9 protein-coding genes, 3 tRNA genes and 3 rRNA genes are annotated in these 13,840 nt (G+C 60.7%); 13 read left to right on the top strand and 2 right to left on the bottom strand.

The features are described from left to right. Positions 1–26: 26 nt before the first annotated feature. Entirely contained in the window at positions 27–2,939 is a 2,913-nt protein-coding gene (gene polA, locus Q9R14_RS13510; RefSeq protein ID WP_306002735.1) for a DNA polymerase I, read from the top strand. Positions 2,940–2,946: 7 nt separating this feature from the next. Here polA and Q9R14_RS13515 read toward each other — a convergent pair whose 3' ends face one another. Then, positions 2,947–4,101: a hypothetical protein gene (locus Q9R14_RS13515; protein ID WP_306002736.1), complete on the bottom strand. Its 1,155-nt coding sequence runs from the start codon at positions 4,099–4,101 to the stop codon at positions 2,947–2,949. A 162-nt stretch (positions 4,102–4,263) separates the two neighbouring features. On the opposite strand from Q9R14_RS13515, the gene Q9R14_RS13520 reads away from it, so the two are divergent. After that, positions 4,264–4,467: a twin transmembrane helix small protein gene (locus tag Q9R14_RS13520; protein ID WP_295216457.1), complete on the top strand. Its 204-nt coding sequence runs from the start codon at positions 4,264–4,266 to the stop codon at positions 4,465–4,467. 2 nt (positions 4,468–4,469) lie between these two features. Further along, entirely contained in the window at positions 4,470–5,042 is a 573-nt protein-coding gene (locus Q9R14_RS13525; RefSeq protein ID WP_306002737.1) for a cob(I)yrinic acid a,c-diamide adenosyltransferase, read from the top strand. A gap of 10 nt (positions 5,043–5,052) precedes the next feature. Here the strand turns inward: Q9R14_RS13525 and Q9R14_RS13530 are convergent, their stop codons facing one another. Continuing rightward, positions 5,053–5,397: a hypothetical protein gene (locus tag Q9R14_RS13530; protein WP_295195578.1), complete on the bottom strand. Its 345-nt coding sequence runs from the start codon at positions 5,395–5,397 to the stop codon at positions 5,053–5,055. Between the two features lie 116 nt (positions 5,398–5,513). Here Q9R14_RS13530 and Q9R14_RS13535 point away from each other — a divergent pair, with 116 nt between their 5' ends. The 10 genes from Q9R14_RS13535 (at position 5,514) to Q9R14_RS13580 (ending at position 13,759) form a co-directional block, all read left to right on the top strand. Beyond that, complete coding sequence (locus tag Q9R14_RS13535) at positions 5,514–6,278, top strand: electron transfer flavoprotein subunit beta/FixA family protein (RefSeq protein WP_017505433.1); 765 nt, start codon at positions 5,514–5,516, stop codon at positions 6,276–6,278. Position 6,279: 1 nt separating this feature from the next. Next, positions 6,280–7,209: an electron transfer flavoprotein subunit alpha/FixB family protein gene (locus tag Q9R14_RS13540; protein ID WP_306002738.1), complete on the top strand. Its 930-nt coding sequence runs from the start codon at positions 6,280–6,282 to the stop codon at positions 7,207–7,209. Between the two features lie 76 nt (positions 7,210–7,285). Beyond that, entirely contained in the window at positions 7,286–7,576 is a 291-nt protein-coding gene (locus Q9R14_RS13545) for a DUF167 family protein (RefSeq protein WP_306002739.1), read from the top strand. Between the two features lie 54 nt (positions 7,577–7,630). Next, positions 7,631–7,831, top strand: a complete 201-nt coding sequence (locus Q9R14_RS13550; protein ID WP_306002740.1) for a hypothetical protein — start codon at positions 7,631–7,633, stop codon at positions 7,829–7,831. A gap of 672 nt (positions 7,832–8,503) precedes the next feature. Next, positions 8,504–9,964: ribosomal RNA gene (locus tag Q9R14_RS13555) — 16S ribosomal RNA — on the top strand. 181 nt (positions 9,965–10,145) lie between these two features. Next, positions 10,146–10,222 (top strand) — tRNA-Ile (locus Q9R14_RS13560). Positions 10,223–10,295: 73 nt separating this feature from the next. Continuing rightward, positions 10,296–10,371 (top strand) — tRNA-Ala (locus Q9R14_RS13565). A 200-nt stretch (positions 10,372–10,571) separates the two neighbouring features. Beyond that, positions 10,572–13,352 (top strand): 23S ribosomal RNA (locus tag Q9R14_RS13570). A gap of 134 nt (positions 13,353–13,486) precedes the next feature. Continuing rightward, positions 13,487–13,601 (top strand): 5S ribosomal RNA (rrf, locus tag Q9R14_RS13575). Together the 16S, 23S and 5S rRNA genes with 3 tRNA genes alongside form the textbook arrangement of a ribosomal RNA operon. Positions 13,602–13,682: 81 nt before the next feature. After that, positions 13,683–13,759, top strand: a tRNA-Met gene (locus Q9R14_RS13580). Positions 13,760–13,840 lie beyond the last annotated feature (81 nt).

Below are 13,840 nucleotides of genomic sequence, written 5' to 3' on the forward strand. Positions count from 1 at the left end.
GGGCGTAGGAGCCCTATGTTCCCGCCATGACCGAGACGACTGCGCCCGCAAATCCAGAGACCGAACGCCAGATGACGCAGGACGGCCCTGCGCTGCGGTTGTGGATGATCGACGCCTCGGCCTACATCTTTCGCGCCTATCACGCGCTGCCGCCTCTGACGCGCAAGTCCGACGGCCTGCCGGTCGGCGCGGTCCAGGGCTACTGCAACATGTTGTGGAAGCTGCTGAAGGACATGAAGGGCGCCGATGGTCCGACCCATCTGGTGGCCATCTTCGACCATTCGGAAAAGACGTTCCGAAACACCCTGTACGATCAGTACAAGGCCCATCGCCCGCCGCCGCCCGAGGATCTGGTCCCGCAGTTTCCGCTGGTGCGCGAGGCGACGGCGGCGTTCGGGGTGCATTGCGTCGAACTGCCCGGCTATGAGGCTGACGACCTGATCGCCACCTACGCCTGCAAGGCGCGCGATGCAGGCGGGGAGGCGGTGATCGTCTCGTCGGACAAGGATCTAATGCAGCTGATCGGCGGCGGCGTCGTAATGTGGGATCCGATGAAGGACCGGCGTCTGGCCGAGCCTGAGGTCTTCGAAAAGTTCGGCGTCGGCCCGGAGAAGATGGTCGATCTGCAGGCCCTGATCGGCGACAGCGTCGACAACGTCCCCGGCGCGCCAGGCATCGGACCGAAGACGGCGGCGCAGCTGCTGGACGAATACGGCGATCTGGACACCCTGTTGGCCAATGCCGGTGAGATCAAACAGCCCAAGCGCCGCCAGACTCTGATCGACTTCGCCGACCAGATCCGTCTGTCACGTGAGTTGGTGCGCCTGACCTGCGATGCGCCGGCGCCCGAGGCGATCGACGATTTCGCCGTGCGCGATCCCGATCCTGCGATCCTGTCGGCCTTCTTGGAGACGATGGAGTTCCGCTCGCTGCAGCGCCGCGTCGGCGACGGCAAGGCGGGACCCAGCGACGTCTCCGCCTTTGCGCCCAAGCGCGCGCCGAACCTGAGCGCGCCTGTCGCGACCCCTCGCTACGGCCAGGTCGTCGAAGGTCCGGCCGAGGTTCAGACCTTCGATCACGCAGCCTACGAATGCGTTCAGACTGAAGAGGCGCTGGATCGCTGGATCGCGCGCGCAACCGAGGTCGGCGTCGTCGGCTTCGACACCGAGACCGATACGTTGTCGGCGACCCATGCTGGCCTGTGCGGCGTGTCGTTGGCGGTGGGGCCGAACGAGGCCTGCTACATCCCCCTGACGCACGAGCACGAGCCGCAGGCCGGCGAAGGCGGTCTCTTTGGCGAAGCGGGCGAGGCGCCGGAGCCGATCCATCAGCTGGATAAGCCCATGACCCTGGCCAAGCTGAAGACGCTGCTGGAAGACCCGTCGGTCCTGAAGGTGCTTCAGAACGCCAAATACGACATCGCCGTCATGGCGCGTCGGGGCATCCGCGTCGCGCCCTATGACGACACGATGCTGATTTCTTATGTGCTGGAGGGCGGGCTTCACGGGCACGGCATGGACGAGCTGGCGCGCCTGCACCTGGGCCACGAGCCGATTCCGTTCAAGAGCGTCGCGGGGACCGGCAAGAGCCAGAAATCCTTCAAGCACGTCGCGCTGAAGCCCGCCTCGGAATATGCCGCCGAGGATGCGGACGTGACCCTGCGGCTGTGGCATATTCTAAAACCGCGTCTGGCGCGCGAGGGCCTGTCCACCGTCTATGAGACGCTGGAGCGCGGCATGCCGACGGTGCTGGCGGACATGGAGCTGAACGGGGTCCGCATCGATCCCGACCGGCTGAAGCGCCTGTCCAGCGAGTTCGGCCTGCGCATGGCCGAGCTGGAGGCTCAGGCCCACGAGATCGCCGGACGCCCCTTCAACATCGGCTCGCCGCGCCAGATCGGCGAGATCCTGTTCGGCGAACTGAACCTGCCGGGCGGCAAGAAGACCGCCTCAGGACAGTGGGGCACCGACGCCAGCGTGCTGGAGGAACTGGCGCTAAGCCACGATCTGCCGCGCGCGATCCTGGACTGGCGCCAGCTGTCCAAGCTGAAGGGCACCTATACGGACGCCCTGACCGCCGCCGCCGATCCCAAGACCGATAGGGTGCACACCAGCTATCAGCTGGCCGCCTCCACCACGGGCCGTCTGGCGTCCAGCGATCCCAACCTGCAGAACATCCCGATCCGCACCGAGACGGGCCGCGAAATCCGCCAGGCCTTCATCGCCGCGCCCGGCAATGTCCTGATCAGCGCCGACTACAGCCAGATCGAGCTGCGCCTATTGGCCCATATCGGCGACATCCCCGAGCTGAAGCGCGCCTTCAAGGCGGGACTGGATATTCACGCGGCGACGGCGTCCGAGATGTTTGGCGTGCCGGTCGAGGGCATGCCGTCCGAAACCCGCCGGCGCGCCAAGGCGATCAACTTCGGCATCGTCTACGGCATTTCGGCCTTCGGCCTGGCCAATCAGCTGGGCATCGATCAGGGCGAGGCGGGGGCCTATATCAAGACCTATTTCGAACGGTTCCCCGGCATCCGCGCCTATATGGACAAGACCAAGGCCGAGGTGCGCCAGAGCGGCTTCGTCTCGACCGTCTTCGGCCGCCGAATCCACATCCCGGCCATCCATTCCAAGTCCGGAGCCGAGCGCCAGTTCGGCGAGCGCGCCGCCATCAACGCCCCGATCCAAGGCGCGGCCGCCGACATCATCCGCCGCGCCATGATCCGCATGCCCGCCGCCCTGACGGAAGCGGGCTTAAGCACGCGCATGCTGCTTCAGGTGCACGACGAACTGGTGTTCGAGGCGCCGGAAGCCGAAGCCGACCGCGCCATCGCCGTCATCAAACGCGTGATGGAGAACGCGTCGGAGCCAGCTGTGGCCCTGACAGTTCCGCTCGTGGTTGATGCTCGCGCGGCGTCGAACTGGGACGCGGCGCACTAGGATCGGGCTAGGCGGCGATCATGCCGATGTCGTCTGGGAGTTCGCCACGGCCGAGCAGGCCGGTTTCGAAGTCCATGAAGATGTCCATCAGCTCCTCGACGTTCACCGGAGCGGCGGAGGGGCCGAAGCGGAAGCGCCAGTAGCTGACGATATGCTGGACGGCGCCCAGCTGGTCGCCCAGCTTTGCGAACATGGACGGGGCGTCCAGCAGGAAGTCACGGAAAGCGATAGGGCGGCCTTCCTGGGTCAATTTGGCGTAGGCGTCGTCATAGACGCGCAGGGTTCTGCTGACTTCGTCGCAGGTCTTGATGATGCGGCCGCGCAGGACATCGCGGCTGCGCGCCAGATATTCCTTGGCGGCGCGATCGACCTTGCCGACGGGCTTGATGGTGCGCACAGCCTCCGCGACCCCGGCGACCTCGCCCAGCAGGGCCGCCAGCGTCCACTTGTAATAGAGGAAGCCTTTCCAGCAGAAGACGCCCTCCTGATACTGTTCGGGCGCCAGGCGCAGCGTCAGTCTCAGGGCGTCCAGCTGATCGCCGGGCGTGTTCGACAGAATCTTGGACGCCATCCGCCCGGCGGAATCCGAATTCACGGCCACGGTATCCGCGCCCAGGCTCAGCGTCACCAGCGGCTCGATCTCGCTGCGGACGAAGGCCAGCATGCGCTGAAGGTCGCTGTCGCTGATCGAGAAGTAGCAGGGCGAGGGGTCCAGGCCGCCGCGACGCAGTTGCTCGCGCAGCAAAAAGGGGTCCAGCGACGGCAGTTTGTCGATCAGGCGCAGGGTCTCGATGTCGGGATGGTTGGGCGCAACACCGAACGCCTCCATCATCATCCGTTCGAAGCCGATCTGATTGACGAAGACGTATCGGCCGCCGGTCTTCAGGTCCGCATCGTCAATGGGGATGACGACCTTGGTCGCCACCTGGCGTCGGCCGGTGAACAGATCGGTCTCGTTGCGTCGCAGACGATGCTTGATGATCAGGGCGCGGTTCAGCGCCGCCGTACGGAAGATCGGACGCGCCGCCCAGTCGGGATTGCGCACGGCGCCGTCGGGTGCGCTGTCGCCGTTCTCTTCCCACACGCGCAGCAGGTTGAGCACGCGAGCGGTGGAAGCCGAGCTTTTGAGATGCTCCAGGTTGCGGACGGCGCGATCAGTCATGGGCTGACGCTACGCCAACAAATGTCACCAATGGCTTAGCTTGGCTGTTAAAAATATCCTTGGTCGTCGAATTTCAGCTCAATAGGCGGCTGAGCCCTGTCCTTCCGGCCCTTTGACGCGCCGCGCTGGCGCGTGACAGCGATCCGGGTCTAGAACGACGGCATGCAGATTTTCGACATTCTGATCATCCTCGCGATCCTGGCCGTGACGATCACCCTGGGCTTCGGCCTCTATTCGCTGTTCCGGGGCGGAGAGTATGCGCGCAGTCATTCCAACAAGCTGATGCGGCTACGCGTCGGGCTTCAGGCGGTCGCCGTCATCCTGCTGGTCGTCGGCATGATGTGGAAGGCGACGCAGGGAGCCTGATCATGGTGACGCTGAACAAGATCTACACCCGCACTGGCGACGACGGTCGCACGCGGCTGGCGTCCGGCGCGCCGGTGTCCAAGAGCGACGCCCGAGTCGAGGCCTATGGCGCGGTCGATGAGCTGAACGCGGTGATCGGGGTCGCCCGGCTGAACAGCGGCCAGAACGACCGGATCGACGCCATGCTTGGCCGGATCCAGAATGAGCTGTTCGACCTGGGCGCTGATCTTGCCACGCCGCTGGACCCGCCTCCGGCCTGGGAGGCCCTGCGCATCGTCGAAAGCCAGGTCGCGCGGCTGGAGCAGGAAATCGACTGGATGAACGAGAGCCTGAAGGCGCTCGACAGCTTCATCCTGCCGGGCGGCGCGCCCTTGTCTGCGCATTTGCATGTCGCGCGCACCGTCTGCCGACGGGCCGAACGCGAAGCGGTGCGCCTGATCGAAAGCGGCGAGGGCGTGAACGTCGAGGCGGTCAAATATCTGAACCGCCTGTCCGACCATCTGTTCGTCGCCGCGCGACGCGCCAACGCCAACGGCGCCAGCGACGTCAAATGGAAGCCTGGCGCGACCCGCTAGGTGAAACCGGTCAGGCGGCGGGACGCGCCGCCGCCAGTGCGGCTTTCTGACGCTCGGCCTCTGCGGCGCGGGCGCGGCTCTGGGCGGCGAGGTCCTGTTCGATGCGAACCAGCTCGCGGTTCTTCTCGGCCGAAGCCTCGGCGCGCGACACGCCATTGGGGCGGCCGGTGATCTGGGCGATGGAGATGGGCTGGGCGCAGATGCGGTTTTCCATGTCGTACCATTTGCCCGCCGCCTCGCAGCGTTTGCCGGGCGCGACCCAGTAGTCCTGCAGGGCGAAAATCCCGACGACCGTGATGCCGAACAGGCCGAAGAAGATCATCGCCAGGCGGGGAAAGGTCAGGAAACGCTTCATCTCGTGGTCCGTTGGATAGGGATCGAAGCCACAGCTTGACCCCACGTTACGTTGACAGGCCTTCGCGACCGCTCCATGTCCTGCCCACACATTCAGGCGATTTCACGGATAGACCCATGAAGGTACTCGTCCCCGTCAAACGGGTGATCGACTATAACGTCAAGGCCCGCGTCAAGGCGGATCAGTCGGGCGTCGATCTGGCCAACGTCAAGATGAGCATGAACCCCTTCGACGAGATCGCCGTCGAAGAGGCGGTTCGTCTGAAGGAAGGCAAGGAACACCATGCCGCCGGAACCGCGACGGAAATCGTCGTGGTCTCCATCGGCGTCACCCAGGCGCAGGAAACCATCCGCACGGCGCTGGCCATGGGCGCGGATCGGGGGCTGCTGATCCAGTCGGATACGGACCTGGAGCCGCTGGCGGTCGCCAAGCTGCTGAAGGCGGTGGTCGAGGAAGAAAAGCCCGATCTGGTCCTGATGGGCAAACAGTCAATCGACGGTGACAACAATGCGGTGGGCCAGATGCTGGCCGCCCTGCTGGACTGGCCCCAGGCGACCTTCGCCGGCAAGCTGGTGATCGATGCCGGCAAGGCCACGGTCACGCGCGAGGTTGACGGCGGCCTGCAGACGATCGCCGCCGAACTGCCGGCGGTGGTGACGGTGGATTTGCGGCTGAACACGCCGCGCTACGCCTCCCTGCCGAACATCATGAAGGCCAAGAAGAAGGAGATCGCCATGAAGGCGGTCGCCGACTACGGCGTCGATGTCGCCGACCGTTTGAAGGTCATCAAGGTCACCGAGCCGCCCAAGCGGTCGGCCGGCGTCAAGGTGGCCGATGCGGCCGAACTGGTTTCCAAGCTCAAGTCTGCGGGAGCGCTGTAATATGGCTGTCCTCGTCATCGCCGATCACGACGGTTCGACCGTACGCGACACCACCCACAAGACCGTGACCGCCGCGCTGGGCCTGTCGTCCGATGTGGACGTCCTGGTCCTCGGGCAGGGGGCGAAGGCCGCCGCCGATAGCGCCGCCAAGATCGCGGGCGTCCGCAAGGTGCTGCTGGCGGAGAGCGCCGGTCTCGGCAAGATGCTGGCTGAGGCGGTCGAGGCGACCGTCCTGCCGCTGGCCGGGGGCTACGACGCCATCCTGACGCCGGCGACCACGGACGGCAAAAACTTTGCTCCGCGTCTGGCCGCCAAGCTGGATGTCGCGCCGATCTCGGACATCATTGAGGTGGTGTCGGCCGACACCTTCGTGCGCCCCATCTATGCCGGCAATGCGCTGGAGACGATCCAGTCGTCGGACGCCAAGAAGGTGATCACGGTGCGCCCGACCGCCTTCGCCGCGGCGGCTGAGGGCGGTTCAGCTGCGGTCGAGAGAGTCGCCGGCGCAGATGCGCCCAAGACGGCCTTCGTGTCCGAGGAAATGGTCAAGTCGGACCGGCCCGAACTGGGCGCCGCCAAGATCATCGTCTCGGGCGGTCGCGCCCTGGGCTCGGCGGACGAATTCCATGCCGTGATGGAGCCGCTCGCCGACAAGCTGGGCGCCGCCATCGGCGCCTCGCGCGCGGCGGTCGACGCCGGCTATGCGCCCAACGACTATCAGGTCGGTCAGACCGGCAAGGTGGTCGCCCCGGCGCTTTACATCGCCATCGGCATCTCGGGCGCCATTCAGCACCTGGCCGGGATGAAGGACTCCAAGACCATCGTCGCCATCAACAAGGACGCAGACGCCCCGATCTTCCAGGTCGCGGACTATGGTCTGGTCGGCGACTACAAGACGGTGGTGCCGGAACTGATGGCCGCCTTGGGCTAGGCCCAGGTCGAATCGATCTGAAGAGGGCGCGGCGCCGATCGGAGCCGCGCCCTTTTTCCTGCCCGCAGAGGACCGCATGGCGAACTTGCCTGTAAGGCTGCAGCCCGGCGCTGCGGCCGAGCGCATTGATGGGTGGACGAGCGACGCCGAGGATCAACCCGTGCTCAAGGTACGCGTCCGCGCCCGCTCGATCGAGGGAGACGCTAACGACGCCCTGATCCGGCTCCTGGCCAAAAGCCTTGGCGTCCCGAAGTCGTCGGTCAGCGTCGGACGCGGTGCACAGTCACGTTTGAAGATGATCGTTGTGCAGGGCCTGGATGACGAAGAGCTGCGCTTGCGCCTCGTCGACGGTATTTCTGGCGATTGAGGAGAGCCATCCAGCTGATTGATGCGTTCTGTATCGGAACAGGAGACCAGCTCAATGACGATGGACGCCCGCATCCTCCACGCCCGCAGCGGCGTTACGCCCGAGCAGAAGGGCGATGCCTATGCGGTCTCGAGCCTGAGGCTGTCCGAGCCGGCGACCTTTAGCGAAGAAGCGGATGCCCAACGCGCCTTCGATGATGAGGTCGCGGCCTGCGAGCAGGATCCAGAACTGATGTCGCGTCTCGGCGGAGCCTGAGAAGGCGAAATGCCTGTATCTACGGGCTTCGGATAGGCTCGAGGATTACGATCCCTGATCGACGATCATGAGTCTGCGAGAAACTTCCCCTCTCGTGTCAGAATCCGCTTGCTGACAAATCAGCCTCTCCGTATAGAGCCGCCTCGCTCGGAAACGGGCTGGCCGACGGGGCCGCGGGGGTGAAGATCTCCTAGGTCCCACGGAAGAAAGAAGCGAAAAACTTCTTGCTTTCATCGGTTGGTTTCACTAGGTTCCGCGCTCCAATCGAATCGCCGACGGGTTTTTAGAGGTAAGCCTCGCTTTCCTCCGGTGGTTTCTTGCGGTCTGAAGGGTTCGCTCTTCTCTCCGAAAGATCTCTGAAAAGAGCGGTTGACACGGGGTTTGCGGTTCTCTAAATCGCCGCCTCCGCCGACGACACGGCGTTAAACGGTCGGGCCTCTCCGGAGGTTCCTGGGTCTTTGACATTGTTGATTTGGAAAGAGAAACGCAGGCGGCGGTGTTCTTGCGATGACCCTAGAAGGTCATCATACGACACTGACTATCTGCGGTCTTTTTGAAAAGATACCATGCGTCGGTCTTCGGATCGATGACGTGGGAACTCGTCAATAAAATACGTAGAACTAATGCCAAGGACGACTTCGGTCGATCCGATGCTTAGGTCAGAAGTCAACTCAACCTGAGAGTTTGATCCTGGCTCAGAGCGAACGCTGGCGGCAGGCCTAACACATGCAAGTCGAACGAACTCTTCGGAGTTAGTGGCGGACGGGTGAGTAACACGTGGGAACGTGCCTTTAGGTTCGGAATAACTCAGGGAAACTTGTGCTAATACCGAATGTGCCCTTCGGGGGAAAGATTTATCGCCTTTAGAGCGGCCCGCGTCTGATTAGCTAGTTGGTGAGGTAAAGGCTCACCAAGGCGACGATCAGTAGCTGGTCTGAGAGGATGATCAGCCACATTGGGACTGAGACACGGCCCAAACTCCTACGGGAGGCAGCAGTGGGGAATCTTGCGCAATGGGCGAAAGCCTGACGCAGCCATGCCGCGTGAATGATGAAGGTCTTAGGATTGTAAAATTCTTTCACCGGGGACGATAATGACGGTACCCGGAGAAGAAGCCCCGGCTAACTTCGTGCCAGCAGCCGCGGTAATACGAAGGGGGCTAGCGTTGCTCGGAATTACTGGGCGTAAAGGGAGCGTAGGCGGACATTTAAGTCAGGGGTGAAATCCCGGGGCTCAACCTCGGAATTGCCTTTGATACTGGGTGTCTTGAGTATGAGAGAGGTGTGTGGAACTCCGAGTGTAGAGGTGAAATTCGTAGATATTCGGAAGAACACCAGTGGCGAAGGCGACACACTGGCTCATTACTGACGCTGAGGCTCGAAAGCGTGGGGAGCAAACAGGATTAGATACCCTGGTAGTCCACGCCGTAAACGATGATTGCTAGTTGTCGGGATGCATGCATTTCGGTGACGCAGCTAACGCATTAAGCAATCCGCCTGGGGAGTACGGTCGCAAGATTAAAACTCAAAGGAATTGACGGGGGCCCGCACAAGCGGTGGAGCATGTGGTTTAATTCGAAGCAACGCGCAGAACCTTACCACCTTTTGACATGCCTGGACCGCCACGGAGACGTGGCTTTCCCTTCGGGGACTAGGACACAGGTGCTGCATGGCTGTCGTCAGCTCGTGTCGTGAGATGTTGGGTTAAGTCCCGCAACGAGCGCAACCCTCGCCATTAGTTGCCATCATTTAGTTGGGAACTCTAATGGGACTGCCGGTGCTAAGCCGGAGGAAGGTGGGGATGACGTCAAGTCCTCATGGCCCTTACAGGGTGGGCTACACACGTGCTACAATGGCGACTACAGAGGGTTAATCCTTAAAAGTCGTCTCAGTTCGGATTGTCCTCTGCAACTCGAGGGCATGAAGTTGGAATCGCTAGTAATCGCGGATCAGCATGCCGCGGTGAATACGTTCCCGGGCCTTGTACACACCGCCCGTCACACCATGGGAGTTGGTTCTACCCGAAGGCGCTGCGCTGACCGCAAGGAGGCAGGCGACCACGGTAGGGTCAGCGACTGGGGTGAAGTCGTAACAAGGTAGCCGTAGGGGAACCTGCGGCTGGATCACCTCCTTTCTAAGGATGCTTCTCCAGGCCGTCTCTCACGAGACTGTCTATTGAGGCTCCAATAAACGGCGGAACGCCGCCGTCTCCGTTTCTCTTTCCACTTTCGTCATCGACGCCTCGACCATACGGATCGTTGAGTTGGTGACGCGATCGCGAGCCTGGGTGTTTATGACCCGGCTGTCGCTGCCATAGGCCCGTAGCTCAGGTGGTTAGAGCGTACGCCTGATAAGCGTAAGGTCGGCAGTTCGAGTCTGCCCGGGCCTACCAGCCCTGCTGGACTCCAGCCTTGGACAGTATCGTATGACAGCTCTCCTGGGCTTCGCACCATTCCTGATGGAATGGGGCCATAGCTCAGTTGGTAGAGCGCCTGCTTTGCAAGCAGGATGTCGTCGGTTCGACTCCGTCTGGCTCCACCAGGATCTTGTGATCGCATTCAAGTTTGCCGTCGGCCTTCGGGTTGGCGTGCATTGATATCGTAAAGGAAGAACGTGACCGGCTCCCCTGAGCTTTGAGGTCTTGTTCGAGAAGAAGACATTGTCTGACAAAAATCAGGCTTGGTCCCCCGGCATCTTTCCAGTCGGGCGGAATAAACCAAGCATGAGTTTTGCTGAGAAACGATCAAACGTTGAAGGGCTTCTGACGGATGCCTTGGCGTAGAGAGGCGATGAAGGACGTGGCAAGCTGCGATAAGAACCGGGGAGGCGCTAGCACCCTTTGATCCGGTTATTTCCGAATGGGGAAACCCACCTTTACAGTCTTCCAACTCTGTTTCTTCGGAAGCAGCGATTGGCGGATTGTTGAAAGGTATAATGAGCTGAATACATAGGCTTCATTAAGCGAACCCGGGGAACTGAAACATCTCAGTACCCGGAGGAAAGGACATCAACCGAGACTCCCGTAGTAGTGGCGAGCGAACCGGGACCAGGCCAGTGCTCTTGTGAAATAAAGACGAACGATCTGGAAAGGTCGGCCATAGTGGGTGAAAGCCCCGTAGTCATCAAACAGCAAGAGACTCGAGTAGGGCGGGACACGTGAAATCCTGTCTGAACATGGGGGGACCACCCTCCAAGCCTAAGTACTCCTCTACGACCGATAGTGAACAAGTACCGTGAGGGAAAGGTGAAAAGCACCCCGACAAGGGGAGTGAAACAGATCCTGAAATCGGAAGCCTACAAGCAGTCGGAGCCGCCAAGCGCGGTGACGGCGTACCTTTTGTATAATGGGTCAGCGACTTCATGTGTCGAGCAAGCTTAAGCCGTTAGGTGTAGGCGCAGCGAAAGCGAGTCTGAATAGGGCGCTAAGTTCGACGTATGACGACCCGAAACCAGGTGATCTATCCATGAGCAGGTTGAAGGTTGGGTAACACCAACTGGAGGACCGAACCCGTGAATGTTGAAAAATTCTGGGATGACTTGTGGATAGGGGTGAAAGGCCAATCAAACCTGGACATAGCTGGTTCTCCGCGAAATCTATTTAGGTAGAGCGTCCGACGAATTCCTTGGGGGGTAGAGCACTGGATGGTTGCGGGCTGCGCGAGCGGTACCAATACTAACCAAACTCCGAATACCCAAGAGAACTATCGGGCAGACACACGGCGGGTGCTAACGTCCGTCGTGAAAAGGGAAACAACCCTAACCATCATCTAAGGCCCCCAAGTCACGGCTAAGTGGGAAACGATGTGGGATTGCTTTGACAATCAGGAGGTTGGCTTAGAAGCAGCCATCCTTTAAAGAAAGCGTAACAGCTCACTGATCAAGCGATCCTGCGCGGAAAATGTAACGGGGCTCAAGCCGTGCGCCGAAGATATGGGTTTGCAGTTTACTGCAAGCGGTAGCGGAGCGTTCCGTAGGCCGGTGAAGGTCAGGCGTGAGCCTGGCTGGAGGTATCGGAAGTGAGAATGCTGACATGAGTAACGATAAGAGTGTGAGAGACACTCTCGCCGAAAGACCAAGGGTTCCTGCGTAAAGCTAATCTGCGCAGGGTTAGTCGGCCCCTAAGGCGAGGCTGAAAAGCGTAGTCGATGGGAAGCAGGTAAATATTCCTGCACCAGCTGGAAGTGACGGATGGCTTAACTCGTACCCACTTATTGGATTGTGTGTGCGGGGGCGTTGTCCCAGGAAATAACTCCAGCAGAGACCGTACCCGAAACCGACACAGGTGGTCAGGTAGAGCATACCAAGGCGTTTGAGAGAACTATGCTGAAGGAACTCGGCAAATTGCACGCGTAACTTCGGAATAAGCGTGACTCACCTTGCGCAAGCAGGACTGAGTGGCACAAGCCAGGGGGTAGCGACTGTTTAGCAAAAACACAGGGCTCTGCGAAGCAGCAATGCGACGTATAGGGTCTGACGCCTGCCCGGTGCCTGAAGGTTAAAGGGAGATGTGAAAGCGTCGAACTGAAGCCCAGGTAAACGGCGGCCGTAACTATAACGGTCCTAAGGTAGCGAAATTCCTTGTCGGGTAAGTTCCGACCTGCACGAATGGCGTAACGACTTCCCCACTGTCTCCAGCATAGGCTCAGTGAAATTGAATTCCCCGTGAAGATGCGGGGTTCCCGCGGTCAGACGGAAAGACCCTATGAACCTTTACTATAGCTTCGCCTTGGCGTTAGCGACCGTATGTGTAGGATAGGTGGGAGACTATGAAACCGGGGCGCCAGCTCTGGTGGAGTCGTCCTTGAAATACCACCCTTACTGTCGTTGACGTCTAACCGAGGGCCGTTATCCGGTCCCGGGACATGGCGTGGTGGGTAGTTTGACTGGGGCGGTCGCCTCCTAAAGTGTAACGGAGGCGCGCGATGGTGGGCTCAGACCGGTCGGAAATCGGTCGTCGAGTGCAATGGCATAAGCCCGCCTGACTGCGAGACTGACAAGTCGAGCAGAGACGAAAGTCGGCCATAGTGATCCGGTGGTCCCGAGTGGAAGGGCCATCGCTCAACGGATAAAAGGTACTCTAGGGATAACAGGCTGATTTTGCCCAAGAGTCCATATCGACGGCAAAGTTTGGCACCTCGATGTCGGCTCATCACATCCTGGGGCTGGAGCAGGTCCCAAGGGTATGGCTGTTCGCCATTTAAAGTGGTACGTGAGCTGGGTTCAGAACGTCGTGAGACAGTTTGGTCCCTATCTGCCGTGGGTGTTCGAAGCTTGAGAGGATCTGTCCCTAGTACGAGAGGACCGGGATGGACATACCTCTGGTGTACCTGTCATGGCGCCAGCTGTGCAGCAGGGTAGCTAAGTATGGAATAGATAACCGCTGAAAGCATCTAAGCGGGAAACTAACCTCAAAACAAGGCTTCGCTGAGGATCGTGGAAGACTACCACGTTGATAGGCCAGGTGTGGAAGTGGGGCGACCCATGAAGCTTACTGGTACTAATAATCCGATCGGTTTGATCGTTTCTCAGCAAAACTCATTCGATGATTGCTCCTTGACCAGAGCAATCTAAGACAATGTCTTCTCATCCTTGTTCAGGCTATCGCGCTTCGCGCTGCTTGAGCTTGGATTTGCAATCCTTCTGTCCCCCTGGTTGACCTGGTGGCTATGTCGGAGGTTCCCCACCCGATCCCATTCCGAACTCGGTCGTTAAGCCCTCCAGAGCCAATGGTACTTCGTCTCAAGGCGCGGGAGAGTAGGTCGCCGCCGGGTCTACCAGGCGGACAGAATGATTGCGCAGCCCTAGCGGGCTCTTCTCGAACCGTTCTTCCTTCTCGATACACTACCGTTTGCCGCGGGATGGAGCAGCCCGGTAGCTCGTCAGGCTCATAACCTGAAGGTCGTAGGTTCAAATCCTACTCCCGCACCCAACTTCTCCTCACACTACGGCGGGAGGTCTCCAGAAGCCCCGGCCGAAACGGCGAGGGTCGCTGCTAAATGGGGCTCTCTCA

The sequence above is a fragment of the Brevundimonas sp. C43 genome (assembly GCF_030732185.1).
GTDB lineage: Bacteria > Pseudomonadota > Alphaproteobacteria > Caulobacterales > Caulobacteraceae > Brevundimonas > Brevundimonas diminuta_C.